Here is a 24,400-nt window from a genome sequence, read left to right on the forward strand (position 1 = left end):
GTTTTTGATTTTTAATTTTTAGATTGAATAACAAATGTACTATTTTGATTGATGTAAACAAATTTATTTACACTACCGTTTCATTATTAAACTGTTTTTCGTACAAATTCTTATAATAGCCGTCGTGTTTTTTTAATAACTCTATGTGATTTCCTTTTTCGACTATGGATCCTTTGTCCATAACTATAATCATATCAGCCTTTTTAATAGTTGCTAAACGATGAGCAATTACAATAGAAGTTCTATTTTTTGTAATTTCATCCGTAGCATATTGAATCATTTGTTCTGCATGTGCATCAACTGAAGAAGTAGCTTCGTCTAAAATTAAAATACTAGGTTTACTAACATATGCTCGTAAGAAAGCAATTAATTGGCGTTGACCAGATGATAACATACCACCACGTTCTTTTACATTATAATAGTAATTGTTAGGAAGACTCATAATAAATTCATGAATTCCTATTTGTTTAGCGGCAGTTTGTACTTCTTTGAGAGAAATTTTATCATTTTTAAGAGTGATGTTGTTTAAAATACTATCAGAAAATAAAAAAACATCTTGTAATACCACAGCTATTTTTTGACGTAAAGAAGTTATTTTGTAATCTTGAACAGGAATATTGTCAATAGATATTTCACCACTATCTATTTCGTAAAAACGATTTATAAGATTAATTATAGTTGATTTTCCGGCTCCTGTAGCCCCAACAATGGCAACGGTTTGTCCTTTTTTAACACTAAAATTAATACCTTTTAAAATTTCTTCCCCTTTTATATAGCTAAATTTTACATCTTTAAAGTTAATAGCTCCTTGTATGTTGTTAGCAATAATTGATCCATTCTTATCTATAGAGCTCTCTGTGTCTATTATGTTAAAAACACGTTCACCAGCAACAATCCCCATTTGTAACTGATTAAATTTGTCAGCTATTTGTCTTAAGGGTCTAAAAAGCATTTGAGCCATTTTTATAAAACCAATAATGGCACCAACACTTGCAGCTTTGTTTTCAACTACTTGTAAACCACCATACCAAACAATTAAACCTATTGCAATTGAAGATAAAATCTCTGCGATAGGGAAAAAAATAGAATAATACCAAACTGTTTTAACATGTGCTTTTTTATGTTTGTTATTAATATCAATAAAGTTTTTATACTCTATCTTTTCTCTATTAAAAAGCTGAACTATTTTCATTCCCGTAACTCTTTCCTGAACAAAGCTGTTTAGGTTTGCTACTTGGTTTCTTACATCTTGAAAAGTAGATTTTATGGCTATTTGAAATAATTTAGTAGCATAAATTAAAACAGGTAAGGTTGCAAGTGCTATTATTGCTAGTTTCCAATTGGTATATAGCATTACGACTATTACCACAATCATTTTCAAAACATCGCTAACGATCATAAAAACACCTTGTGTAAAAAAATTAGCAATAGTTTCTATATCAGAAACAACACGAGTTACTAATTTTCCAACTGAAGAGTTATCAAAATATCCCATTTTAAATTGGAGTATTTTTCTAAAAGTGATAGCTCTTATGTCTCTAATAATATGTTGTCCAACCCAGTTAGCGTAGTAAATAAAACTAAATTGGAAAAAGACTTGAATTAATAAAACCACAATCATGGCTATTGTGAAATACAATAGTCTAGAAAAATCTTTGTTTGTAATAAAGTCATCTATGGCAGCCATTAAAATGACAGGGGTTAGCACAGCAAACCCTGCTAGTAAAATAGTAGATAATGCTGCAATTATAAATCGTATGCGATACTTTTTTGCAAAACTCATTAGTCGTGCAAAAATTTTAATATCGAATGCTTTTCCTGTTGTTTTACTCACTATATATATTCGTATTTTACTTTTGTTAAAAATAAACCTTTTGCAGGAACAGATACGCCTGCTTTACTTCGATTTTTACTTTCTATGATTTTTTTGAAATCATTTACAGTTATTTTTTCTAAACCAACGTCAATTAAAGTTCCAACAATAGCACGAACCATGTTTCTTAAAAAACGATTGGCACTGATATGAAACGTTAACTCATTACCATTTTTAATCCATTTAGCATTGGTTACAGTACAGTTAAATGTATGTACATCTGTCTTTACTTTTGAAAAGCATTCAAAATTTTCATAATCATATAGAGTTGCAGCGGCTTTATTCATTAACTCTATATTTAATTGCTGGTGGTGTAATTGCCAAGTAGTATTTAATAAAAAAGGATTTCTACCTAGCCAAATTTTGTACTCATAGCTTCTACTAAGTGCATCAAAACGAGCATGAGCATCGTTATGTACTAGTTGAGTATTAAAGATAACGATGTCATTAGGTAAAATAGCGTTTAACTTGTAGGTGAAATTACTGTTTAGTGGGGTTTCTACATCAAAATGAGCAAACATTTGAGATGCATGTACGCCAGCATCTGTTCTTCCTGCACCTACGATAATTATTTCTTTTCTTAAAATAGTGCTAATAGCCTTATTTATTTTTTCTTGAACGGATATTGCGTGTGGTTGTATTTGCCATCCATGATAATTTTTTCCGTTGTATGCTAATTCAATGAAATACCTCAAGAAGTGTAAAGATTTTAAATAGCTAAATTATAAAATTATAACTTGAAATGTACTAGATATGAGGTAAAATAATGTTTTAAGTTTTGCTAAAATACTTATAAGTTAATAATGTGTTGGTTTGATTTTTATTAGTTTTGTTTCAATGAAGAAAATTTTATTACTTTCCGATACACATAGTTTTATAGATGAACAAATTTTAAAGTTTGTAAAACAAGCTGATGAGGTTTGGCATGCAGGTGACATTGGAAACCTACAAGTTACTGATAGTATAAAAAAGCTAAAACCACTGAGAGCAGTGTATGGAAATATTGATGATAAAAGTGCTCGGGCAGAATTTCCGTTAGATAATAAATTTATAATAGATGGTGTTTCGGTTTGGATAACTCATATTGGAGGCTATCCGAATAAATATAATCAAAGGGTTCGAGAAGAGTTAAAAAGTAATACACCACAACTGTTTATTTGTGGACATTCGCATATATTAAAAGTTCAGTATGATAAGAAGCTGAATTTGTTACATTTAAATCCAGGAGCAGCAGGAAATCATGGATTTCATAAAGTTAGAACGATGCTACGTTTTGAAATAGATAATAGTAATATAAAAAATATGGAAATTATTGAGTTAGCTAACAGAGGTTAACTTGTTAAAGTTGTTTTCTTTTCTTAATATTGGAACTATAATTTGTATTGTAGTGCCTACATTTATTTGAGACTTTATAGTTAGCTTACCATCCATCATGTGAACTCTAGCTTCAACTTGGTTAAGTCCAATACCATCAGAAAAAGAAGAAGACGAGGTAGAAAATCCTACCCCATCATCCTTAACGAGAACGGTTAGTTGATTCTTCTCTTCTTTTAAATCTATTTGTGCATGTTTGGCTTTACTATGTTTCAAGATATTATTGATTAATTCTTGAATCACATTAAATATTTTTATTTCAAATTCTTGATTATATCTATTGATGTTTTTTGCGGAAACCTCAAGCTTCAATTGGCTATTAGAATATTTTTTAACAACATCTTTAATAGCATATTCTAGCCCAAATTTTAAAAGGATAGAAGAAACTAAGTTGTGAGATAAGTCTCTAACTTTTTGAGAGGCTTCTGAAATAATAGCTTGTGTTTTTTCTATTTCTTGTGGTGTATCTCCGTTAAATTGTTTTTTTGTAGCTGTTAAGTGCATGTTTGCCGATGAAAGTAGTGCGCTAACATTATCGTGTAATATTTCTGCGATAAGTTTTCGTTCAGTTTCTTTTCCGTCAATCGTAGCATTAAGAATCTTAATTTGAGCTTCGGATCTTACTTTCTCAAGGTTTTGTTGTTGTATAAGTTTACTTTCAGATAACTTGAGGCGTAAGTTTTTTTGACGAAGCTTATAATTGTATATAATTACTCCTGAAACAATTAATACCAAAAAACTTAAAGCACCAAAGAGCATAGAGGTTTTAGCTTCTTGGGCTTCTTCTAGTTTACGTTGTTCTTCAACTAAGGCTGTTTTTTCTTTTTCTAAGTTAAGTTCGTGTTTTGTGTAAATTTCATCGACAATTCTTCTTATTTCAATATCCCTAAAGTCGTCCTTGATATTATAAGATTTTTCTTGATAATCATAAGCTCTGTAGTCTTTTTGTAGATATAAAGTATATGCTAGGTTGAAATATAGAAACTCTTTATATTTTGTAGCTCTATTGCTTGAGTCTTGTTTTATTAAATCTAAACCTTCTAAGTATATTTTTTTTGCTTTCTCATAATCCTTTTGTTCAAGATAAATACTAGCTAAATTACCGAGTGCAGCGGACTCTAAAACTTTCTTATTTGAATTCCTATAAATTTTTATAGCTTCTAAAGAATACTCCTTGGCTAAATCGTAAATAGAGTCTTCTCTGTATATATTAGAAAGGTTGGTGTATGAGCTTGCTTTGGTTGTAAGGTCTTGCTGGTTAAATGAGTTACTAGCTAGTATCTTTTTGTAGTACTTAATAGCACTGTCTTTCTTTTTGGAAATATGAAATTGTCCTCCAATACGTAACAATATTTTGTTTATTTTGAAATTATTTTCAACTATATTCGAGTGCTCTTTTTTAAAAGAAGAGTTATATTTAAAGTTAGCTAATGCTTTTTTGTAGTACGTAATAGCTTTTTCATGGTCGTTTATTTGCCTGAAAATATCTCCAATTAAAAATGAAGTTTTATATTTTAATTCAAAATGACCTGATGAATCTATTTCAGAAAGTATTTTTAGACTTTTTTCTAATGAAATACTATATTTCTCTTCATTAAAGAGTTCTTCAGCTTTATTATATTCATCAAATAAAGGATGCTTTTTTTTCTGGCTATGAGAAGAAATAGAAGTAAAGGTTATAGTAGTTATTAGGAAAAAGAGCAAAGAGCTTTTGTACATTTTTATTATATTATAGTGTGATCCACAATAATAGATCTTGGTTTTCTGTCGACAGATTCAACTTCCATTCTACCAACATATTTATGATTAACAAAATCTAATCTTAATATTTTAGACTCAGGATTCATTTCTAATTCTCTAGAAAATGTTTTTTGAGTTGAGGTACCGTTTGATAAATGCACTTCGTAAGTTTCAATCCCTTTATTATATACAAAATCTGTAGTAACATTATTATTAATAGTAAAATTTAATTGATATGTACCATCTTCATTTGCTGTAATACTATATGAGTTCAAAAATTCGGTAATACCCTTAGCAAAGGTAATGTTTTCATCTTCAATATATATTTCAGTTTTTTTCCCTCTATTAGCTTCTAAAAAACCAATTTTTAAATGATTGTTTTCAATAGAAAAATCATTAGAGTGTTTTGTAGATGTTTTTTGTGCAGTTTCAGCTAAAATAATCTCTTTAGAATTGTCTGTATTAGTCAATGTAGTTACATCAGTATTATTAGCTGTATTAAAATCAATAGAGTAGGCCCCAGTTGCATCTCTTTTAAGTGTATATGATTGTAATAATTTTTCAGGATTATTCTCTATAACTTCTGCTTCGTTAGAAGAACAAGAAGCAAAAATAACACTAAGACTCAAAGCTAGTAAATAAGGAGTAAAGTTTTTCATGACTTATATATTTATTGAGATTAGATTTTTTTTTAAAATAGCGATGTACTTAGGATAGATGTTAAGAGACGGGGGACAATATCTCTTAGGGGATAAAAGAAAACAAAATGAAGGGGTTTTCTATACTATGTTAAATAACGCGTACATCGCTATTGGGTTTATTATTAGTAGCAGTTGATTAGCGATGCATGAAGTGTATAGACTCGGGGGGCTTCTTCTTAATCTGGGGGACTAAAGAAAATTTGAAGGGTTGATTATGTCTTTACACTATTTTGTTTCTCACAGCATACATCGCTAAACCTACTACATTTTTTACTTTTAATTTTTTATATAAATTACTTCTATATGTTTCTACTGTTTTAATACTAACATTTAGTTTTTTTGCTATTTCACTAGAGCTTTTTTCTTTTGCGATTAATCTTAATACAGCAATTTCCCTCTCGGTTAAATCTCCATGCAAAAACTCTGGTTCATCTTCGTCTTTTGCATCTGAAGCATATGAGTCTAACAACTTTACTTTTATGTCTTCGCTAATGTATTGTATACCATTGTGAACGACTTTTATAGCGTCAATTATTTGCTCATTAGCTCGACTTTTATCAACAAAACCATTGGCTCCTAATGCAATCATTTCTTGAACAAGTTTTGGATCACTCAAACCAGAAAGAATTATTGTTTTAATAGTTGTATTACGTTTTCTAAACGTTTTTAAAACTTCAATACCATCCATTTCAGGCATGTTTATGTCTAAAACTAATACATCAGCTGTGTTTTTTGAAGACCAATTTACTACTTGCTTACCAGTTAAAGAATAGCCTTCAACTTCAATGTTATCTTCAGTATTTAATAAAGCAATGACACCGTCTATTAATATCTTATGGTCATCTGCTATGTGAACTTTTATCTTGTTGTAATTCATGATTGTTATTACAGTTACAAATTTATGAGGTTAAAAGAGTGTGTACAATACACAGTATCCCTAATTGTTTTATTAGTGACTCAGGGAAAACCCTGAGTTTTTTTTAACATTTCTTTAACATTTAAAGCTAGAGGGCTTGAATAGCCTACGGAATCAAAAATAAAAAACCGAGAATTAAATCTCGGTTTTTTTCGCACTAAATATACTAAGATGTTAGGTTTATCGTAATCTATCTACAGATTTTACAAGATCTTCATCCTTCTTAATGGCTCTATTTGCTAAAACTAATAGCAAAATAACAATGATAGGAAAGAACATCCCAATACCTTTCTCAGAAACCAAAGCTTCTCCAGATAATGTTTGTGATAAATAAATCAATAGTCCTAATAAAAAAAGGTTTATCAATATGTTTAACCGGTTTAGTACAAATTGTAACTGACGATTTTTAAATAGAAATATTGTTACAATAGCTACTAAAGCCGAAATAAAAAATAAAACAGGAATACTTTTTTGTAAGATTGAGTTCCCAGAAAATAAATCTAAAACATAAATAGTACTAGTTTGGGAGTTACTCCAAAGACTAACTATAAAAGTCAATCCTCCAGAGATAATTCCTGCTACTAATAGGTATATAGATTGTATTCTTTGTATCATAATTTTTTATCGGGTAGCAAATGTAATACTTCTTTTTTTAAAAAGAAATATTAGAAGTTAAAATATTTGTATATATTTGCCTTGTATGTAACCGCACAAAATTATTATATAGCCCCTATATAATTAGCACTCAAAACAAAACTTAATACAAAACAATTCTTTACAAATAAGGAATTTTAGTAACTTAATTATTTAACGAATGTTCGATATTTCGGAATTAAAAACTAAAAAATTAGCTGATTTACAAGTTATTGCCAAATCAATAGGATTAACAAAGATTAGTCAACTAAAAAAACTAGACTTAGTATACAAAATTTTAGATGCGCAAGCAGAAGCAAGTGCTAATGAGGCTAAACCTAAACCTGCTGCACCTAAAGCAGACAAGCCTAAAAGGAAAAGAATAGCTAAAACAGAAGCTAAAACTACTGCAGAAAATCCAGAAAAGGTTGTTAACGAAACTGAAGTGAAAAAAACTCCAGAAAAAGTAACTCCAGAAAAAAAGGAAGTTGTTAATAAGCCTAAGAAAAGACAAGAAGAGAAGAAGCAAGTTCAAGCTTCAGAGGATAAAAAGCAACAACCTCAACAGCAAAAGCAGCAGCATAATAAAAACCACAATAATAGAGGTAATAAGCATAATAAAAACCAGAATACTAATAAGCAGCATCACAAAAGTGGTAATAAGTACCGTGACCCTGATTTTGAGTTTGATGGTATTATTGAAAGTGAAGGTGTCTTAGAAATGATGCCTGATGGATATGGTTTTTTACGTTCTTCAGATTACAACTATTTATCATCACCTGATGATATTTATGTGTCACAGTCTCAAATAAAGTTATTTGGATTAAAAACAGGTGATACAGTTAGAGGTAACGTACGTCCTCCAAAGGAAGGCGAAAAGTACTTCCCGTTAATTAGAGTATCAAAAATTAATGGATTAAATCCTAACATCGTAAGAGATCGTGTATCTTTTGAACACTTAACACCATTATTTGCTAATGAAAAGTTTAACTTAGCAGAAAAAGGAAGTTCATTGTCAACTAGAATCATTGATTTGTTTTCTCCAATAGGAAAGGGACAACGTGGTATGATTGTGGCGCAACCTAAAACGGGTAAAACAGTATTGTTAAAAGATGTAGCAAAAGCAATTGCAGCAAATCATCCTGAAGTTTATCAGATTGTTTTATTAATTGATGAACGCCCAGAAGAGGTTACTGATATGCAACGTAGTGTACGTGGTGAGGTGGTTGCATCTACTTTTGATGAACCAGCGGATAAACATGTTCGTGTAGCTAATATTGTGTTGGAAAAAGCAAAACGTTTAGTAGAGTGTGGACATGATGTAGTAATTTTATTAGATTCTATTACACGTTTAGCAAGAGCATACAACACCGTGGCACCAGCATCTGGGAAGATTTTATCAGGAGGTATTGATGCTAATGCATTACACAAACCAAAACGTTTCTTTGGGGCAGCTCGTAACATTGAAAATGGAGGTTCTTTAACTATTATTGCTACTGCGCTTACTGAAACTGGTTCGAAAATGGACGAGGTTATCTTTGAAGAATTCAAAGGTACGGGTAATATGGAGTTACAATTAGAGCGAAATATTGCTAATCGCAGAATTTATCCTGCAATTGACTTAATTAAGTCGAGTACACGTCGTGATGATTTATTATTAGATGAAAAGACTGTACAACGTATGTGGGTATTACGTAAGTATTTAGCTGATATGAACCCTATTGAAGCGATGGAGTTTATTCAAGACAGAATTAAAAGATCTTTAAATAACGAGGAGTTCTTGATTTCAATGAACGGATAGTCGTTAGTTTATATAAAATAAAAAAATCCCGCTAGATGTGGGATTTTTTTATTTTGGATATATCACAAAGTCTAATGGAACGTCAAACTTATGAGTATCTTTTATCTTTTTGATAGGGGGAAAGAAGTTAAGTCCAATGGTACGAGTATCTTCTCTACATTCAGATAAAAATCGATCATAAAAGCCCTTTCCGTAACCAACTCTACAGTTCTGTTCGTCAGAAATTAACATAGGAACAAAAACTAAATCAATATCTATTACATTAGCTTCTTCCGCATTTATAGGTTCAGGAACTCCAAATTTATTGAGTTCTAGCTCAGTGTCTTTTTCAAAATAGAAATGTGAAAGAGTATCATCTTCGAAATTACAACGACTAACAATAATTCTTTTTCCTTTGCCTCTAAAAAAATCAATGATGGGCTTCGTGTCTATTTCATTAAACTTTCGCATGGATAAAAACAAATGTACAGTATGAATATCATCAGTTTGTAACTCGAATATTTGTTGGTAAATGCTCTCTTGTAATTTTTCTTTTTCTGTTTGAGTAAGCGTATTTCTCTTTTGTTTGTATAGTTTTCTAAGGTCGGATTTAAGCATTGTATTACAACGATTTTAATTCTTCTTGAAGTTTTTTTGTTAATCCTTTCACTATAAGTTCGTATGAATGGTCAATCAATTCAAAAGCAAAAGTATCAGAAACATCATTGTTCAAAGTAACTGTGTTCCAATGTTTTTTACTCATATGAAATCCTGGATTAATACTTTCATATTCAGCTCGTAATTCTAAAGCACGCTCAGGCTCACATTTTAGATTAATTTTAGGTTCATGTTGCTCCCAACTATCTAAACCCGATAAAGCAAACATTTTATTCATTACTTTAAATACTAAAACATTATCATCAAACGGAAAATGTTCAGTTACTCCTTTTTTGGTAATGCAATAGTTACGAAATTCTTCAATATTCATTATTCAATTAAATTTTGAGTTGATTCAGGAATTTTTAAAGCAGTGTAGTCTAGTTTCCATCCAATAGTTTCCACTAAATTTTGCATTAAGGTAACTGCTTCTAGGGCTTCTTTGTTTGCTGTTTGCATTAAATTACTTTCAGGTATTTTTTGAAGAATGTGTTCTCTCGCTTCTTTATTTACTTCAGTTAAATCTTCAGAACTAAACTTGTTAAGTAATCCGTTTTGAATATCATAGAAACGTAAATTAGGCTCTATTGAAAATACTTCAGGTTGGGGAAATTCAGAAAGAACTAATACTTTTTTCTTAGTATCTGTATGCATTTTTATTTTCCTAAAATCAAAACCAATATGCACTTTAGCATTAATTAGAATAATGGCTTTTTTCTTACTGGTAACAAGTCCTAAAAATTTTTCTTTGGTGTTTTCATGGTGATATATTTCGGCAAATTCTCCTTCAACAGTAATTAATTTAGATACTTTTTTTATTTTATCTAACAAAACTACCGATTGTTTTTCGGTCAAATTTTTTCTTTTTACTGAGGTGAATTTTTTAAAAATATAATAGGATATAATGGCTCCTCCTGCCAAACCTATAAAAAGTAATTCCATAACTACGAATTTACATAAAATAGGTAAAGCATAAAAAAGAATATATAATGTAAGAGTTTTTAAAGACAAAGTGAGCAAAGGAGAGTTATTTTGTATTTTTATTCCCAGAAAGAGCAAGAGTTTATCAGAGCTTAATAAAAACTAATCAATGAGGTCAGTAAGTACAACAGAAAAAGAACTAAAAGAGCGTATAAAAGAGTTAACCTGTCTTTATGAGGTAACATCTTTAATAATAAACGCTAATCTTGATCAAGTTGATGTAACTTTAAAAGCAATAACGAAAAGTTTAAAAAAAGCATTACAGTTTCCAAAAAGCACCCAAGTTTTTATCGATATAGAAGAGTATTCTGAAGAGAAAAGTAAAACAAAGAAAGAGCTTTGTATAATTTCAAGTACTATTCTGGTATTTAATATACCTAAAGGAAAAATATCAGCATTTATAAAAGGAAAAGAACTTAAGGATAATCTATATTTAAAAGAGGAAAAAGAATTATTTGATACAGTTGCTATAAAAATAGGGGGACTTTTAGAGCGTATTGAAATAAAGAACAATGAGCTGTCGATGAGGCGTAAAATGGAACACGCCGATCGTTTATCAATCTTAGGAGAATTAACCGCTGGTATTGCCCATGAATTAAATACCCCGCTAGCTAATATTTTAGGTTACTCAGAATTATTGAAAGCAGATATGTCTAGTAATGAAAAGGCTTTGGCAGATGTAGATAAAATTATTCAAAGTACAATTTTTTCAAGAGAAGTAGTAAAAAAACTCATGTATTTTGCTTGTGAAATGCCACAAGAAATGAAAAAAGTAAACATTATTCCGAGTATAAAAGATGCAATAAACTTATTGGATGCTACTTTTAGAAGACAGTCTGTAAAATACCTAGTGAAAGTGGAAGAATCTGAGTTGTGGTTACGGGCAGATACGGTTCAACTTACTCAGATTATTTTCAATCTTATTATTAATGCTATTTACTTTTCACCTAAAAAAGGACTGGTTACTATTGAAACATTTCAAACGGATAAAGAAGTGATATTAAGAATTTCTGATGAAGGGATAGGATTAAGTGACGAAGGTCTTGAAAAAGTATTTCAGCCTTTCTATACAACGAAGCCAACAGGAGAAGGAACAGGGTTAGGGTTAAGTGTTGTGCATGGTATTGTATTGAGTCATAAAGGAACAATAACAGCTAAAAATGGCATTGAAAAAGGTGCTATCTTTGAGGTTAGATTACCAAAATAAAAGAAATGCCGTTAAAAAAGGAAAATATATTAATAGTAGATGATGATGTTCATATCTTAGAGTTGTTACATCGACATTTACAATCTTGGAATTATCATACCTACAAGGCAGTATCAGTTAAAGAAGCAGTTACAATTTTAAGAGATACCCCAATTGATTTGCTAATAACCGATTTAAAAATGCCAGAAGTGGATGGCTTTGAGCTTGTAAAATTTGTTTCAGAACACTATCCAAAGTTACCTAAACTTATAGTAACAGGATATCCATCTGTTCAAGATTCATTAGAAGCCATTAAGTCAGGAGTAGTAGCATACCTAACGAAGCCTTTTACAAAAGATGAGTTGAAAACGGCAATGGACGATGCTTTAAAAAAAGCAGAAAAAAGTCATAAAAAAACTACTCAAGAAAAAGAGAAAAAGGACTTTTATGGAGATATGATAGGGGCTTCAGAAAAGATTAATGAAATTTTTCAAATAATAGATCGAGTAAAAAATAATAAAGCAACAGTTTCTATTAAAGGAGAAAGTGGAACAGGTAAAGAGTTAGTGGCTCGTGCAATACATTATGAAGGGAAATTTGCTAAAGGACCATACATAGCGGTAAACTGTGGAGCTATTCCTGAGAATTTATTAGAGTCTGAGTTATTTGGTTATATAAAAGGAGCTTTTACAGGAGCAGATAGTAACAGAAATGGTTTTTTTCAAGCGGCTAATGGAGGAACTATTTTTTTAGATGAAATAGGAAATGCTTCATTAAATGTACAATCAAAGTTATTAAGGGCTTTACAAGAAAAAGAAGTGGTAAAGGTTGGAGCTCAAAAAGCAGAGAAAGTAGATGTTAGAATTATTGCAGCGACTAACAATAACCTAAAAGAAATGATTCAAAAACGAACATTTCGAGAAGACTTATTTTATAGGTTGACAGTAGTAGAAATAGAAGTACCACCTTTACGAGAAAGAAAAGAAGATATTTCTATGTTAGTAGAAAAGTTTCTGTTTAAATATGGGGTAGAATATAAAGATAGTTTCGTAAAAATAAGCCCTAAAGCTTTAGCTATACTACAAAGATATAATTGGCCAGGGAATATTAGAGAGTTAGAAAATATAATACAGCGTGCGGTAATTATGTGTGATCGTATAGTAGAAGTAGAGCATTTACCTGATTCACTAAAGTATAATGTCGATTTTTCAGAAGAAGGATTAATATCTTTAAAAGAAATGGAAAAACGTCACATACAACATGTGCTAAATGCTACTAATAACAATAAAACAAAAGCAGCAAAAATTCTTCAAATAGACCGTAAGACATTACGAGAAAAGCTGAAAGAATAACAAAAATTTTTCTGGGTGTTTTTTCTCCACTTGAGGAGAAATTACCCGCTTTTATTTTAAGTAAAAATTTATAAAAACTTCCAGAGCCTCTTGTTTGCAAGGGGTTGGGAGTTTTTCTTTTTTTGGCATCATTAACGGTATATCATTTGCTTTTAAGAGAGAGAATAAAATAAATATAATTTATGAATGCTAACCCTTTTAATATTTGTCCATCATGTACAGAGATAAATATATGTGTGTTAACCAAATTTAAAGAAAAGGTATGGTCGTGTAGTGAGTATAATGAGGTAGATGTAAAAAAAGAAAAAAAACAGGCAGTAATTATAGAAAAAGAAATGCAAGCTGTATAAAAACAGAAAAAATTAAAAGCAACATAAATTCAAACAAAAGTGAGATGACTTTAACTAAGGAATTAAAAAAACCAGTGAAGCGAAAGAATGCTAGAGGGATGGTTGATAATGTACTAGAGCAATTTAATAGTGCGTCTGATCAAATTGGTTTACACCCTAATATTCGTAAAATATTAAGCATTACGAATAACGAAATTATTGTTAATTTTCCTGTAAAGATGGATAATGGAGACGTTGAAATTTTTCAAGGATATCGTGTACAGCATAACAATGCTTTGGGACCATATAAAGGAGGTTTACGTTACCATCCAACGGTAGATATTGATGCAGCCAGAGCATTAGCTATGTGGATGACATGGAAAACATCTCTTGCTGGCTTACCATACGGTGGAGGTAAAGGAGGAATTCAAATAGACCCAGCAAAATATTCAAAAGATGAATTAGAGCGTATTACCAGACGTTTTACGTTTGCATTAGGAGATAATATTGGACCAGAGCATGATATTCCTGCTCCAGATGTTAATACAAACGCTCAAACAATGGCGTGGATGGCTGATACCTATATGAGCACAAAAGCACCAGCTGAACGTTCAATGAATCAACATGTAGTTACAGGAAAACCAATAGGTAGTGGAGGTCTAGAAGGAAGAGACAGAGCTACAGGTTATGGAGTTTTCTTAACCATCAAGTTTTGGGTAGAAGAAAATAACCAAACTTTAGAAGGAAAAACTTTTATTGTTCAAGGGTTTGGAAACGTTGGGTATTGGGCGGCTTACTTTTTAGAACAAGAAGGAGCAAAAATGATAGGGGTTCAAGATGCTTACGGAAGTATTCAAAATACGAACGGAATTAAAGTAGATGACCTTTTCAATTATACAAAAGCTAATAATGGAAGTTTGGTAGAGTACCCAGAATCAATAGCAATAGAGAAGGAAGATTTTTTTGCTACTGACTGTGATATTTGTATACCAGCAGCATTGGGTAATCAGATAACTGAAGATAATGCACACTTAATCAAAGCTAATTTAATAGCTGAAGGAGCAAACGGACCTATAAATGTTGAAGGAGAAAAAATTCTTTTAGAAAAAGGAGTAACAATTATTCCTGATATACTATGTAATTCAGGAGGAGTAATCACTAGTTATTTCGAGTGGCTTCAAAACCGTAACGGAGAGTTGTGGAATATGGAAGAAGTAATTACGCGATTAGACAAGAAGCTAAAAGACTCCTATACTAGAGTTTCAGATTATGCTAAGTTAGAAGGTGTTGATATGCGAAAAGCAGCTTACTGTATAGCGATACAACGTATTGAAAAAGCGTATGTTCAACGAGGTATTTTTCCATAAAAAGGAGTAAAATGAAACACGGAAGTTTAGTTTTAGAGAAAAAAGAGTATGTGTACATTAAGAGTTTACTTAATGTTTCAGCGCATACTGAAGAAAGTAAAGTACAAACATCATTAGGCAAGTTTGCTGAGGAGTTAAAAACAGCAAAAATTTTAGATGAAGAACAAATGTTTGATGATGTCATACGCTTAAATACTGTTGTGACTATAGCTTCTGGAGATGTTTGGGAAAAAACTATTCAGATTGTAAGACCAACTGAAAAGGATTTGAAAACCAACAAGGTTTCTATTTTAACGCCAATAGGTATAGCTTTATTTGGTTATGCTCTAAATGATGTAGTTCATTGGGATTTACCAGGAGGGAAGAAAGAAGTTAAAATTTTAAAAGTAGTTCAAGAAAAAAAGAACGAAAGTTTCAGCACCTTAATTTAAAGATAAAAAAATGACACTTAATAATCACGGTAGCGATATAGATGTAGTACATAAATACAACCATGTAGAATTAAAAGGATGGGTAGATCAGTTACAGTATATTAATAAAGAGATTGAGAACCTTTTAAGCTTGCATGAATACTCTTTAGTCAATAAAACTATTTCTAAAGAAATACTAGAACTCTTTTCTAAGAGAAAAAAAGTAAATAATGAGCTTTATAAAACTGTTTTATCATATTCAAATACCTATGTAAATGTAGCAGAATGTGACGATATACAGTGCGATATGGCTTATTTAGAAGAGTACGATAGGTTACGTGAGAATTATCAAAATAATTTAGAAGCTTATCAAAAACTTAAAGACAAATTTTTTGATGAAGTCTTATTAAAAGAATAGCATTCTTGTTAAGCAAGTATGTTAGATTTGTAGAGTTAGTTGTAAAACCTTGGAATCATGTAGTTCCAAGGTTTTTTTTGTTTTAAAAAATATTATGAGCTTTAATCTTTTAATAACTACACTTTAGTGTAAGATTTGATTAGGTATGTTTAATTATTTTTGTTTAAATAAATCTTAGAAAAAATCAATGTATAGTAGAAATAGAATATATATTAAACCAGAAGAGCAAGAACTGATAAAGAATTATCCAATCTTATTAGGCGGTAGTGGTATAGGTAGTAATATTGCTGAATGTGCATTAAGGTTAGGTTTTGAAAAAATTACTATAGTTGATGGTGATGAGGTTGAGCTATCAAACTTGAATAGGCAAAATTATACTGAAGATGATATTAAAACGGATAAAGTTGAAGCGCTTTCTAAAAGATTGTTATCAATTAATCCGAAAGCAGATATTACGGTTCATAATTGTTTTATTACAAAAGAAAATATACATTCAATAATTGAAGGACATAAAGTAGCGGTAAATGCTTTAGATTTTACGTCTGACATACCATTAATGTTTGATAAGATTTGTAGAGATAAAGGGGTGCCAATTATTCATCCATATAATTTAGGCTGGGGAGCTTTAGTTTCTGTAATCACACCAGATAGTTTATCGTTAGAATCAATAGCCAAAGAAGAAGAGAAGTTTAACGAAGTAAAAATGGTAGAATACGCAGTAAGTTATATGAAGTTTTGGGGAAAGCCTCAGAAATGGATAGAAGATGTTATAGAAGAATATAAAAAAGAGAAGGAAGTATTACCTCCTCCTCAACTATCTGTAGCCTCATGGTTAGTAGCGTCTATTTGTACGCACTTGCTGTTTAATATTTCAGTGGGGAAACCTGTGAAAAAATTTCCTGAATTTTACTTGTCGTCAATTAATAGTTAAATAAGTCTATTATTGGTAGCAAAAGAAATTGCCTCTGTTATGTTAGCAACTTCTAATTTGTCAAATAATTTTTTTCTGTGAAATTTAACAGTATCAGGAGATACAAAAATAGATTCAGCTATTTCATTGATTTTAAAACCTCTTGCAGAATACTGTAATATTTCTTTTTCTCTATTTGTAAGTGTTATTTTTTCTTCTGTTTTCCAATATTTACCTTCTAGATTATAAGTAAACATTTTGTTGTCTCCTTGTTTGTATATTTTGATATTTCCAGAGTGTTGTTCTGTAGATAAAGAGATAATACATATAGCTTTCCAAACTTTACCATCATTATTCAAAAATAAAGGAGTTAATTTTTGGTTTATTAAAATGGTTTTTTTCTCTTGATTTTTGATATTAAAGTCATAAGAAATTGTGTAGAATAATCTTTCTTCAATAGGCAGTTTTTCAAAAAAATCAAACCCTACTGTATTTATCTTTAAAAGTAAATCTAAATCGGGAGGTGTAACATACTTAAAGTAAAAGGCATATCCCATTTCTTTTACTTCTTCAGATGTATGACCACACAAGAATAAGGGGTTATCAGAAACATATTCAAATCCTTTCTTTTGATAGTCAATAATATAAATACTTTTATAAGTAGTTCTTGCAAAAGCTTTTATAGGAGCTAAATAATCAGATGTTTTAAGAAGTTCATTTTCAGAAATATTATCAACAGTGTTTTTCATTGAAAAAAAATCATTGATGTTGTTTTCCATAATTAAAAATATTGAAGAGTTCTAACAAATCTACTAAAAAGTATATTATTATGTTTAATAAAACTACACTTTAGTGTAGTTTATTGGCCATCAACACTTTAACTACACTTTTGTGTAATTGAAAAGCAGTAGTCTATAGATAGTTTTGAGAGTATAAAACACAATGTTATGACTTTTAAAAACAAATCCTTAGAAATATTATCGTCAAGTGAAATGATAAATTTAGCTGAATTCATAGTTAAAGAGAATTTTAAACATCACACTAAAGGAAGCTTACCAAGTAATTATTATTCAAGTATTCAATCTATTTATAAAGAAGAGCTAGGTTTTTCTAAGAACTCAAAAGTATTTGTTTCAAAAAATAACAAAGGAGAAATTCAAGGTGCTATAAGAGTGCTAAGATGGGATTACTCAAGAAAGTTACCAATTCAAAAAATATTTGGAATTAACCCGATAGAAATTGCAGGTATGTCTCCTTTAAAAACAATTTGGCACATAGGTAGATTCGCAATAAAAAAAGAGGTTAGTGATATAAACCTTTTTAAAAAACTAATGATTTGTGCAATAAGTCCAATTTGTGAAAAAGAAAACTCTGTTGCTTTCGCTGAGTGTGATAGTAAGTTGTTAAGAGTTTTAAGAATTTTAGGAATAGAAGCTACTGTGGTTGGTGAGGCAGTGAACTATTTAGGCTCAGAGACTATACCTGTGTGTATGACTTATTCAGGTTTAATAGGGTTTTATAGAAAAAATAAGCATTTGATATTTAAATCAATAGACGTTAGTTCAGTAAAAAAATCAAAACTACCTAAAAGTGTAGTTGTTGACAGTCAGTTGGTTAACTACACTTTAGTGTAATGAGATAGATGTAGAGGTCATTTAAATTTGAAGTATAATAAAATAAATTAAAGAAATGAAGAAACAGGTTTTAAATATGATTTTGCTTTTAATGTGTACAAATATCCTCTCACAAATAACGTACAATGGGGTGGTTGTTGATACAGAAAAACAGCCAATTTCTCTAGCCAATGTAATTTTATATGATTCTATAAATAATAAACTTATAGATGGAGTAACTACTGATGATAGAGGGGAGTTCAGATTAAAAGTAAAAGAAAAAACTTCATTTTTTATTGAAATAAGTTTTTTAGGTTTTAAAACCAAGAAAATCAATGTAACAACTAATGATTTAGGTAATATTGTTTTAGAAGAGGACACAAGCTTACTTAAAGAAGTAATAATAACTAGTAAAAAACAAACATTAGTTAGGAAAAACGATCGTTTAGTTTTTAATATAGATAAAACAGTTGCTCAAGAGTTAGGTTCTGCCGTAGAAGTATTGAGGGTAACACCAAATATAGTTATTAGAGATGATCAATTAACAATGCTTGGAAAAAGTTTTGTAAGAGTGATGGTTAATAGTAAAATGTTGCCGTTGACGGGAGATGATTTAAGAGGGTACTTAGCCAGTATTAATAGCTCTGATATTGTTAGAGTTGAGGTAATAACAGTGCCACCTTCAGAGTTTGAGGCTGAAGGAAATGGAGGAGTAATTAATATAGTTCTTAAAAAAGAAAAGAAAGATTTTTGGAGTGCCGTAGCCCGCATGTCAAGTACCCAGAGAACATTATTTTCCTACGGAAGAAGTTTAGCTCTAAATTACAAAAAGAAAAATACATATTTAACTGTAAATATTTCTAATGGACTTTATTTAAAAAGAAACATTTTTAGAAATAATAACTTTTTTTCAAATGAAACATGGAGGGGTAATGGACCTTCAGAATATGAGGACGAGTATTTAAATTATAGATTGTCATTTACTCAAACTTTAACTGAAAAATGGGAATTAGGGTTAGGATACTCAGGAACAAACTCAGATATAATTTCTTCGACAGGTAATAAAGATTTGATTTACGATTTAAAGGATGAGTTAAAGTATTCCTTATTATCTGATGGAGTTTCTAACAAAGATGCCAAGAGCCATGCGTTAAATTTTTACAATACAATTAAACTAGATAGTTTAGGGAAAAAGATTTCGTTAGATGTAGATTATTATAAGTCTACTTCGTTTAAAGAAGGTGAAAATAAAGGAGAAAGGAGAGAACAAAATACGATAACTCCTACTTTTTCAAACAATACGAGTATAGATTATGATTTTGAAAATATTTCAGGAAAAATAGACGTATCGTTACCCTATAATTCAATAGATATAAAGTTAGGAGGTAAAGTGTCTTTTTCTCAAACTAATAATGACTTTAAGTTTTATGACAGCTTTAATGGAACCCCAGTTTTAGATGAGAATCAATCTAATGTATTTAATTATGACGAGCATATTTATGCAGCATATGTATCAGGAACTAAGAAAATTTCAGAAAAGTTTAGTGCAAAAGCAGGACTTAGATTAGAGAGCACAGTAACTAAATCATACTCTAAATCAAATAACCAATCGAACGAAAATAAATATACTAAGTTTTTTCCTACACTATACCTTACATACAAATTAAAGGGAGAACAGTCACTATCGTTTAATGTAAGTAGGAGATTAAATAGACCTAGATTTGAAAGTTTAGATCCTTTTAAGATAGTTGTAAATCCCTTTAAAACAATACAAGGTAATCCGTTTTTACAACCTTCATTTATTACTAACACAGAACTAATATTTAATTCTAAAAAGAACGAATTAAAGGTATATAGTCAAAAGATTACAGAAGGGTATGAGCAAATTTCAGAGTTAGATCCTGTAAGTAAAGTGGTAAACTATACGTATTATAATCATTTAGATATAGAAAATTACGGAATAACAGATACGTATATCTTTGATAAATTAAAATGGTTGACTTCATACAACACGATAGATATAGGGTATTCTAAAATGTCTTCATCAATACCTGAAACTATTAGAGAACAAGAAGGGTTTAATGCCTTTGTACAAACTCAGAACTATATAAAATTAAATTCTAAAAAAACGCTATCACTAGGGGTTAATTATTACCATGTTTTTGCAGCAAAACAAAATGTTTCAAGACATGGAGGTTACGGTCCTTTAGACTTATCTCTTAGATTAAAACTACTAAAAGGAGATTTAAACCTAGTGATGTATGCTAATGATGTTTTAAAAACAAGTGTAACTACTGTGACAGGTTATTATAACAATGTTAAAACAACTTATAATAACTATTACGATTCAAGATCATTAAGTTTTATAGTAAGATACACATTTGGAAATAAAAATATTAGAACAAAAAGAGATAGATCAGGTAATAGAGATATACAAAATAGGGCTCAATAATAATTGAGTATATAAAATAACCAAGGCCAAGGTTTACAGACCGAAAAACAGTTAAAGTCTTAAAAATATAACTGATAATTAATTCAATATAAAATTTTAAAGATGAAAAAAATCACACTAAACAAAGGATTAAAGTTAAACAAAGAGGCAATTACAAAGTTACAAGACTCTCAAATGTCAACCTTTAAAGGAGGTATTAGAGCAGCAGGACTTACTTGTGCAAACGGATCGTGTATCAAATCTTGTAATGAAAACTCTTGTAATGGATCAGCAGACCAGGTAATTAATTAAAAAACAAAAAGATGAAAAAAATCACATTAAACAAAGGATTAAGATTAAACAAAGAAGCAATTACAAAGCTTCAAGATTCACAAATGTCTTCTTTTAAAGGAGGTATAAATGCAGCAGCAGGAGCTACTTGTGCAAATGGATCTTGTATTAAGTCGTGTAATGAGGATTCTTGTAAAGGAGCGGATCAAGTTATTCATTAATAATAAAAACAAATAAAGATGAAAAAAATCACATTAAACAAAGGGTTAAAATTAAACAAAGAAGCAATTACAAAGCTTCAAGATTCACAAATGTCTTCTTTTAAAGGAGGAGTTAGAGAAGCAGAAGGTCTTACTTGTGCAAATGGATCTTGTATTAAGTCGTGTAATGAGGATTCTTGTAATGCTAACCGAATACAATAATAAAAACAAAAAGATGAAAAAAATCACATTAAACAAAGGATTAAAGTTAAATAAAGAAGCAATTACAAAGCTTCAAGATTCACAAATGTCTTCCTTCAAAGGAGGAATTAGAGACGCGGAAGGTCTTACTTGTGCAAATGGATCTTGCATTAAGTCATGTAATAAAAATTCATGTAAAGGAGCAGATCAAGTAATTAATTAAAAAAACAAAAAGATGAAAAAAATCACACTAAACAAAGGATTAAAGTTAAATAAAGAAGCAATTACAAAGCTTCAAGATTCTCAAATGTCTTCTTTTAAAGGAGGTATAAATGCAGCAGCAGGAGCTACTTGTGCAAATGGATCTTGTATACAATCATGTAATAAAAACTCTTGTAAAGGAGGAGCAGATCAAGTAATTAATTAAAAAACAAAAAGATGAAAAAAATCACATTAAACAAAGGATTAAAGTTAAATAAAGAAGCAATTACAAAGCTTCAAGATTCACAAATGTCTTCTTTTAAAGGAGGAGTAAGAGAAGCAGAAGGTCTTACTTGTGCAAATGGATCTTGTATTAAATCTTGTAATAGAAACTCTTGTAAAGATCAAGTTATTAATTAAATAGTAATTAATAGAACAAGGTTCTTTTTAACCTAAAAGAACCTTGTCTAAAAATAAATAAAGATGAAAAAAATCACACTAAACAAAGGATTAAAGTTAAATAAAGAAGCAATTACAAAACTTCAAGAAGCTCAAATGTCTCAATTAAAAGGAGGGGTTAGAGACGCAGCAAGTATTTCTTGTTTAAATTTTACATGTAATGCGTCTTGTGATACAGGAACGTGTAATGGATCTGCAGATCAAGTTTTAAACTAAAATGAAATTGCAAAGTAAATATAACTCTATTAAAATAATAATAAATACAGCAGTTTAATTGCTGCTGTATTTTAAAGTCATACAAAATGAAAGAAGCACATAAATTAATAGAAAATATAGATAAAATAAAAAGAGAAGATTTAGAGTCAGATAGTTTATTAAATGGAAAGTTAGGACTTGTTTATTACTACTTATGTCTTTATAAGGTTTTTAATAAAGAAGATCATTTACAAAGAATAGAAAAAAACTTAGAGTCTGTTTTTACAAATATTGAAAAAGGTGTTTCTAGCTTAATGTATGATTCTACATTAGAAAATGGTTTGAGTGGTTTAGGGTATGTTTTACAGTTACTAATTGAAGAAAAAATAATAGATGAAGGTTACAATTCACAACTAGAAGAAATAAATAACATAGTAGTAGATCAAGCTATTGAGTTAATTCAAAATAATAATTATGATTTCGTTAGAGGTCCTTTTGGAATTTTATTTTATCTAAATTATGTAGATAGCAAACCTCTTGTTAATAGAGTTTTAGAAGCTTTGTTTGAAAAGTTAAAAGAGGATAAAAACTTTTTATTTTATAATGAATACACATATATAGAAGGCGTGCACATTGGTTATGCCCACGGATTATGTGCGATAATAAAAGTTTTAAATGATATAAATGATGAAAGAGCAGAGTATTTCGTAAGATATTTATTAGATAGACTAATGAATATTATGAAAAAGAATGAATATCAAATAATCAAAGACAAGAAATACTACTTGCCTAGAAGTATTCACAAAGGAGATGAGTTTGAAAAAGGCTTAAATTATAGAGCTGTGCTAGCCTGGTCTAATTGTGATGTGAATTTTTCTACATTAATATATTCATTAAATGAAAAATTTAAAACTAATGAGCTACTAACTATTGCTAATAAAATAGCTTTAGAAAGCCTTGAAAAAAGAGAAGAGAAACATACAAGAATTTGGGATCATAGGTTTTACTTTGGGAGTTCAGGAGTGTTAAAAACATACATGTTCTTATATAAAAAAACTAGAAACTCAAAGTATAAAGAAGCATCTAACTTTTGGTATAAAAAAACATTAAACTTTCTTACTGAAAGTACTATAAAAGAACATCCTCTTAATTTTTTAAATAATCTGCCGGCTACAGCTTTATCTCTTTTAGAGTTTGAAAGAGAAGAAGAATTTAACTGGTCCAAAATACTACTATTATGATAAACGATATTTTAAAAATTGGAATACTAGAGTTTGCAGCTAGCAATAAACAAAATTCAATGCATGCTATAGAAGATATTTTTACTTATGCATGTAGAGCAGATGAGTTAAATTTTTCTAGATTTTGGCTTACAGAGCACCACAGAGCTAGTGCTGTACATCCATACAATAACCCAGAGATCTTAATGACCCTAATTGCGGGTATGACAGAAAATATTAGGATAGGATCTGCAGGATCTCTAATAGGTTATTACTCGCCATATTCTTTGGCGCAAAATTATAAACTACTTAATAATATTTATAATAACAGAATTGATTTTGGTTTGTCTAAAGGACGTCCAGAAAACGCACATCAACATAATTTTTTCAATTTAAATAATAGCACATTTGAAAATACGATGTACGAGAAAAACCTTCAAGCGATATGTGAACTACTGCATGAAGAAGAAAAAAAATACAATGAAAGCAAGATTGTACTTCCTCCATTTAAAGGAATTGCACCTTCCTTATGGTATCTATCTAACAGTTATAGGAAAAAAGATTTAGCAATAAAAAATAAATTAAACATATGTAGGTCTCTAATGCACGGTTTAGATGTTTTTGAATACGATGAAGACCTCAAAGGGTTACAAGAATATAAAGAAGAGTATTATCAAACGAACGGGCAACTTCCAGAAGTAGCTATAGCAATAGCAGTTACTTTTTCAAAAACAAAAGAAGAAGTAGAGCAAGAAGAGAAGAAATATAAAAACAAAAGAGAGGGCTTGAAAATTATTCCGGTTAATGAATATACTTTTTTAGAAAAATTAGAGAAAATTCAAAAAGCATATGGGGTAAATGAAGTCATAATATGCGATACCGAAAAAGATATAGAAGCTAAGTTAGAAAACTTAGAATTAATAAAAGAATTAACAACACAGCAAGTACTTAAAACGTTTTAA

Annotated in this window: 30 protein-coding genes; 20 read left to right on the forward strand and 10 right to left on the reverse strand. The window is 29.9% G+C overall.

The features are described from left to right. Nucleotides 1-67: 67 nt before the first annotated feature. Both AC3VJB_RS00320 and truA read right to left on the reverse strand, forming a co-directional pair. The gene (locus AC3VJB_RS00320) at nt 68-1,834 is read right to left on the reverse strand and encodes an ABC transporter ATP-binding protein (protein ID WP_073184669.1); all 1,767 of its coding nucleotides are present in this window, start codon (nt 1,832-1,834) and stop codon (nt 68-70) included. Next, on the reverse strand, nt 1,834-2,568 hold the full coding sequence (gene truA / locus AC3VJB_RS00325) for a tRNA pseudouridine(38-40) synthase TruA (protein WP_047790212.1): 735 nt from the start codon (nt 2,566-2,568) through the stop codon (nt 1,834-1,836). The genes AC3VJB_RS00320 and truA overlap by 1 nt, the downstream gene beginning before the upstream one ends. A 142-nt stretch (nt 2,569-2,710) precedes the next feature. On the opposite strand from truA, the gene AC3VJB_RS00330 reads away from it, so the two are divergent. Continuing rightward, the gene (locus AC3VJB_RS00330; protein ID WP_047790211.1) at nt 2,711-3,208 is read left to right on the forward strand and encodes a metallophosphoesterase family protein; all 498 of its coding nucleotides are present in this window, start codon (nt 2,711-2,713) and stop codon (nt 3,206-3,208) included. On the opposite strand, the gene AC3VJB_RS00335 is transcribed toward AC3VJB_RS00330, so the two are convergent. From AC3VJB_RS00335 to AC3VJB_RS00350, 4 genes are all read right to left on the reverse strand, one after another. Beyond that, nucleotides 3,191-4,966 carry a tetratricopeptide repeat-containing sensor histidine kinase gene (locus AC3VJB_RS00335; RefSeq protein WP_053056747.1) on the reverse strand — a complete coding sequence of 592 codons (1,776 nt, stop codon included), beginning with the start codon at nt 4,964-4,966 and terminating at the stop codon, nt 3,191-3,193. The genes AC3VJB_RS00330 and AC3VJB_RS00335 overlap by 18 nt on opposite strands. 5 nt (nt 4,967-4,971) lie before the next feature. Continuing rightward, nucleotides 4,972-5,646 carry a hypothetical protein gene (locus AC3VJB_RS00340; protein WP_497666620.1) on the reverse strand — a complete coding sequence of 225 codons (675 nt, stop codon included), beginning with the start codon at nt 5,644-5,646 and terminating at the stop codon, nt 4,972-4,974. Nucleotides 5,647-5,908: 262 nt separating this feature from the next. Next, on the reverse strand, nt 5,909-6,565 hold the full coding sequence (locus AC3VJB_RS00345) for a response regulator (RefSeq protein WP_047790209.1): 657 nt from the start codon (nt 6,563-6,565) through the stop codon (nt 5,909-5,911). A 219-nt stretch (nt 6,566-6,784) separates the two neighbouring features. After that, nucleotides 6,785-7,219, reverse strand: a complete 435-nt coding sequence (locus AC3VJB_RS00350; protein WP_437823924.1) for a DUF4293 domain-containing protein — start codon at nt 7,217-7,219, stop codon at nt 6,785-6,787. A 199-nt stretch (nt 7,220-7,418) separates the two neighbouring features. Here AC3VJB_RS00350 and rho point away from each other — a divergent pair, with 199 nt between their 5' ends. Beyond that, nucleotides 7,419-9,038: a transcription termination factor Rho gene (gene rho / locus AC3VJB_RS00355; protein WP_047790207.1), complete on the forward strand. Its 1,620-nt coding sequence runs from the start codon at nt 7,419-7,421 to the stop codon at nt 9,036-9,038. 48 nt (nt 9,039-9,086) lie between these two features. Here rho and AC3VJB_RS00360 read toward each other — a convergent pair whose 3' ends face one another. From AC3VJB_RS00360 to AC3VJB_RS00370, 3 genes are read right to left on the reverse strand one after another with little or no spacing between them, the layout of a single operon-like run. Further along, nucleotides 9,087-9,635, reverse strand: a complete 549-nt coding sequence (locus tag AC3VJB_RS00360) for a 5-formyltetrahydrofolate cyclo-ligase (protein ID WP_437823926.1) — start codon at nt 9,633-9,635, stop codon at nt 9,087-9,089. A gap of 4 nt (nt 9,636-9,639) precedes the next feature. Continuing rightward, nucleotides 9,640-10,005, reverse strand: coding sequence for an MmcQ/YjbR family DNA-binding protein (locus AC3VJB_RS00365; protein ID WP_281980519.1), 366 nt, complete (start codon nt 10,003-10,005; stop codon nt 9,640-9,642). Beyond that, the gene (locus AC3VJB_RS00370; RefSeq protein ID WP_047790203.1) at nt 10,005-10,616 is read right to left on the reverse strand and encodes a DUF4230 domain-containing protein; all 612 of its coding nucleotides are present in this window, start codon (nt 10,614-10,616) and stop codon (nt 10,005-10,007) included. Before AC3VJB_RS00370 ends, AC3VJB_RS00365 begins: the two co-directional genes overlap by 1 nt. Nucleotides 10,617-10,764: 148 nt before the next feature. Here AC3VJB_RS00370 and AC3VJB_RS00375 point away from each other — a divergent pair, with 148 nt between their 5' ends. The 7 genes from AC3VJB_RS00375 to AC3VJB_RS00405 all read left to right on the forward strand — a co-directional run bounded on the left by AC3VJB_RS00375 (nt 10,765) and on the right by AC3VJB_RS00405 (nt 16,648). Further along, a complete protein-coding gene (locus AC3VJB_RS00375; RefSeq protein ID WP_159494557.1) occupies nt 10,765-11,862 on the forward strand; it encodes a sensor histidine kinase in 1,098 nt (365 codons plus the stop codon). A gap of 5 nt (nt 11,863-11,867) precedes the next feature. Beyond that, entirely contained in the window at nt 11,868-13,193 is a 1,326-nt protein-coding gene (locus AC3VJB_RS00380; protein ID WP_437823929.1) for a sigma-54-dependent transcriptional regulator, read from the forward strand. Between the two features lie 182 nt (nt 13,194-13,375). Further along, a complete protein-coding gene (locus AC3VJB_RS00385) occupies nt 13,376-13,543 on the forward strand; it encodes a hypothetical protein (RefSeq protein ID WP_156167091.1) in 168 nt (55 codons plus the stop codon). A 44-nt stretch (nt 13,544-13,587) separates the two neighbouring features. After that, on the forward strand, nt 13,588-14,889 hold the full coding sequence (locus tag AC3VJB_RS00390; protein ID WP_047790200.1) for a Glu/Leu/Phe/Val family dehydrogenase: 1,302 nt from the start codon (nt 13,588-13,590) through the stop codon (nt 14,887-14,889). An 11-nt stretch (nt 14,890-14,900) separates the two neighbouring features. Further along, the gene (locus tag AC3VJB_RS00395; RefSeq protein ID WP_047790199.1) at nt 14,901-15,320 is read left to right on the forward strand and encodes a GreA/GreB family elongation factor; all 420 of its coding nucleotides are present in this window, start codon (nt 14,901-14,903) and stop codon (nt 15,318-15,320) included. A 10-nt stretch (nt 15,321-15,330) separates the two neighbouring features. Further along, nucleotides 15,331-15,717, forward strand: coding sequence for a hypothetical protein (locus tag AC3VJB_RS00400; RefSeq protein WP_047790198.1), 387 nt, complete (start codon nt 15,331-15,333; stop codon nt 15,715-15,717). A 187-nt stretch (nt 15,718-15,904) separates the two neighbouring features. Beyond that, entirely contained in the window at nt 15,905-16,648 is a 744-nt protein-coding gene (locus AC3VJB_RS00405; protein ID WP_073184649.1) for a ThiF family adenylyltransferase, read from the forward strand. Here the strand turns inward: AC3VJB_RS00405 and AC3VJB_RS00410 are convergent. Next, entirely contained in the window at nt 16,645-17,406 is a 762-nt protein-coding gene (locus AC3VJB_RS00410; RefSeq protein WP_047790196.1) for a response regulator transcription factor, read from the reverse strand. The two genes, AC3VJB_RS00405 and AC3VJB_RS00410, sit on opposite strands and share 4 nt — an antisense overlap. Before the next feature lie 168 nt (nt 17,407-17,574). Here AC3VJB_RS00410 and AC3VJB_RS00415 point away from each other — a divergent pair, with 168 nt between their 5' ends. The 11 genes from AC3VJB_RS00415 (at nt 17,575) to AC3VJB_RS00465 (ending at nt 24,400) form a co-directional block, all read left to right on the forward strand. Then, on the forward strand, nt 17,575-18,261 hold the full coding sequence (locus AC3VJB_RS00415; protein WP_497666621.1) for a hypothetical protein: 687 nt from the start codon (nt 17,575-17,577) through the stop codon (nt 18,259-18,261). Nucleotides 18,262-18,316: 55 nt separating this feature from the next. Beyond that, nucleotides 18,317-20,692 (forward strand): outer membrane beta-barrel family protein, encoded by a 2,376-nt coding sequence (locus tag AC3VJB_RS00420; RefSeq protein ID WP_253680814.1) that lies wholly within the window; start codon nt 18,317-18,319, stop codon nt 20,690-20,692. A gap of 102 nt (nt 20,693-20,794) precedes the next feature. Next, nucleotides 20,795-20,983 (forward strand): class I lanthipeptide, encoded by a 189-nt coding sequence (locus AC3VJB_RS00425; RefSeq protein WP_047790194.1) that lies wholly within the window; start codon nt 20,795-20,797, stop codon nt 20,981-20,983. 11 nt (nt 20,984-20,994) lie between these two features. Further along, nucleotides 20,995-21,183, forward strand: coding sequence for a class I lanthipeptide (locus AC3VJB_RS00430; protein WP_047790193.1), 189 nt, complete (start codon nt 20,995-20,997; stop codon nt 21,181-21,183). 18 nt (nt 21,184-21,201) lie between these two features. After that, nucleotides 21,202-21,384, forward strand: a complete 183-nt coding sequence (locus AC3VJB_RS00435) for a class I lanthipeptide (protein WP_047790192.1) — start codon at nt 21,202-21,204, stop codon at nt 21,382-21,384. 13 nt (nt 21,385-21,397) lie between these two features. Beyond that, on the forward strand, nt 21,398-21,586 hold the full coding sequence (locus tag AC3VJB_RS00440) for a class I lanthipeptide (protein WP_125064394.1): 189 nt from the start codon (nt 21,398-21,400) through the stop codon (nt 21,584-21,586). 12 nt (nt 21,587-21,598) lie between these two features. Beyond that, nucleotides 21,599-21,790, forward strand: coding sequence for a class I lanthipeptide (locus AC3VJB_RS00445; protein WP_047790190.1), 192 nt, complete (start codon nt 21,599-21,601; stop codon nt 21,788-21,790). Nucleotides 21,791-21,801: 11 nt separating this feature from the next. Next, entirely contained in the window at nt 21,802-21,984 is a 183-nt protein-coding gene (locus AC3VJB_RS00450) for a class I lanthipeptide (protein ID WP_047790189.1), read from the forward strand. 63 nt (nt 21,985-22,047) lie between these two features. After that, nucleotides 22,048-22,239 carry a class I lanthipeptide gene (locus tag AC3VJB_RS00455; RefSeq protein ID WP_047790188.1) on the forward strand — a complete coding sequence of 64 codons (192 nt, stop codon included), beginning with the start codon at nt 22,048-22,050 and terminating at the stop codon, nt 22,237-22,239. Between the two features lie 86 nt (nt 22,240-22,325). Next, nucleotides 22,326-23,459, forward strand: a complete 1,134-nt coding sequence (locus AC3VJB_RS00460) for a lanthionine synthetase LanC family protein (protein ID WP_159495266.1) — start codon at nt 22,326-22,328, stop codon at nt 23,457-23,459. Continuing rightward, nucleotides 23,456-24,400: an LLM class flavin-dependent oxidoreductase gene (locus AC3VJB_RS00465; RefSeq protein ID WP_437823937.1), complete on the forward strand. Its 945-nt coding sequence runs from the start codon at nt 23,456-23,458 to the stop codon at nt 24,398-24,400. Before AC3VJB_RS00460 ends, AC3VJB_RS00465 begins: the two co-directional genes overlap by 4 nt.

It is taken from the genome of Tenacibaculum sp. TB-53, from assembly GCF_059716285.2.

Coding starts and splice junctions, on each gene's coding strand:
- AC3VJB_RS00330 (WP_047790211.1), top strand. CDS start 2,711: ATGAAGAAAATTTTATTACTTTCCGATACACATAGTTTTATAGATGAA.
- AC3VJB_RS00335 (WP_053056747.1), bottom strand. CDS start 4,966: ATGTACAAAAGCTCTTTGCTCTTTTTCCTAATAACTACTATAACCTTT.
- AC3VJB_RS00340 (WP_497666620.1), bottom strand. CDS start 5,646: ATGAAAAACTTTACTCCTTATTTACTAGCTTTGAGTCTTAGTGTTATT.
- AC3VJB_RS00345 (WP_047790209.1), bottom strand. CDS start 6,565: ATGAATTACAACAAGATAAAAGTTCACATAGCAGATGACCATAAGATA.
- AC3VJB_RS00350 (WP_437823924.1), bottom strand. CDS start 7,219: ATGATACAAAGAATACAATCTATATACCTATTAGTAGCAGGAATTATC.
- rho (WP_047790207.1), top strand. CDS start 7,419: ATGTTCGATATTTCGGAATTAAAAACTAAAAAATTAGCTGATTTACAA.
- AC3VJB_RS00360 (WP_437823926.1), bottom strand. CDS start 9,635: ATGCTTAAATCCGACCTTAGAAAACTATACAAACAAAAGAGAAATACG.
- AC3VJB_RS00365 (WP_281980519.1), bottom strand. CDS start 10,005: ATGAATATTGAAGAATTTCGTAACTATTGCATTACCAAAAAAGGAGTA.
- AC3VJB_RS00370 (WP_047790203.1), bottom strand. CDS start 10,616: ATGGAATTACTTTTTATAGGTTTGGCAGGAGGAGCCATTATATCCTAT.
- AC3VJB_RS00375 (WP_159494557.1), top strand. CDS start 10,765: ATGAGGTCAGTAAGTACAACAGAAAAAGAACTAAAAGAGCGTATAAAA.
- AC3VJB_RS00380 (WP_437823929.1), top strand. CDS start 11,868: ATGCCGTTAAAAAAGGAAAATATATTAATAGTAGATGATGATGTTCAT.
- AC3VJB_RS00385 (WP_156167091.1), top strand. CDS start 13,376: ATGAATGCTAACCCTTTTAATATTTGTCCATCATGTACAGAGATAAAT.
- AC3VJB_RS00390 (WP_047790200.1), top strand. CDS start 13,588: ATGACTTTAACTAAGGAATTAAAAAAACCAGTGAAGCGAAAGAATGCT.
- AC3VJB_RS00395 (WP_047790199.1), top strand. CDS start 14,901: ATGAAACACGGAAGTTTAGTTTTAGAGAAAAAAGAGTATGTGTACATT.
- AC3VJB_RS00400 (WP_047790198.1), top strand. CDS start 15,331: ATGACACTTAATAATCACGGTAGCGATATAGATGTAGTACATAAATAC.
- AC3VJB_RS00405 (WP_073184649.1), top strand. CDS start 15,905: ATGTATAGTAGAAATAGAATATATATTAAACCAGAAGAGCAAGAACTG.
- AC3VJB_RS00410 (WP_047790196.1), bottom strand. CDS start 17,406: ATGGAAAACAACATCAATGATTTTTTTTCAATGAAAAACACTGTTGAT.
- AC3VJB_RS00415 (WP_497666621.1), top strand. CDS start 17,575: ATGACTTTTAAAAACAAATCCTTAGAAATATTATCGTCAAGTGAAATG.
- AC3VJB_RS00420 (WP_253680814.1), top strand. CDS start 18,317: ATGAAGAAACAGGTTTTAAATATGATTTTGCTTTTAATGTGTACAAAT.
- AC3VJB_RS00425 (WP_047790194.1), top strand. CDS start 20,795: ATGAAAAAAATCACACTAAACAAAGGATTAAAGTTAAACAAAGAGGCA.
- AC3VJB_RS00430 (WP_047790193.1), top strand. CDS start 20,995: ATGAAAAAAATCACATTAAACAAAGGATTAAGATTAAACAAAGAAGCA.
- AC3VJB_RS00435 (WP_047790192.1), top strand. CDS start 21,202: ATGAAAAAAATCACATTAAACAAAGGGTTAAAATTAAACAAAGAAGCA.
- AC3VJB_RS00440 (WP_125064394.1), top strand. CDS start 21,398: ATGAAAAAAATCACATTAAACAAAGGATTAAAGTTAAATAAAGAAGCA.
- AC3VJB_RS00445 (WP_047790190.1), top strand. CDS start 21,599: ATGAAAAAAATCACACTAAACAAAGGATTAAAGTTAAATAAAGAAGCA.
- AC3VJB_RS00450 (WP_047790189.1), top strand. CDS start 21,802: ATGAAAAAAATCACATTAAACAAAGGATTAAAGTTAAATAAAGAAGCA.
- AC3VJB_RS00455 (WP_047790188.1), top strand. CDS start 22,048: ATGAAAAAAATCACACTAAACAAAGGATTAAAGTTAAATAAAGAAGCA.
- AC3VJB_RS00460 (WP_159495266.1), top strand. CDS start 22,326: ATGAAAGAAGCACATAAATTAATAGAAAATATAGATAAAATAAAAAGA.
- AC3VJB_RS00465 (WP_437823937.1), top strand. CDS start 23,456: ATGATAAACGATATTTTAAAAATTGGAATACTAGAGTTTGCAGCTAGC.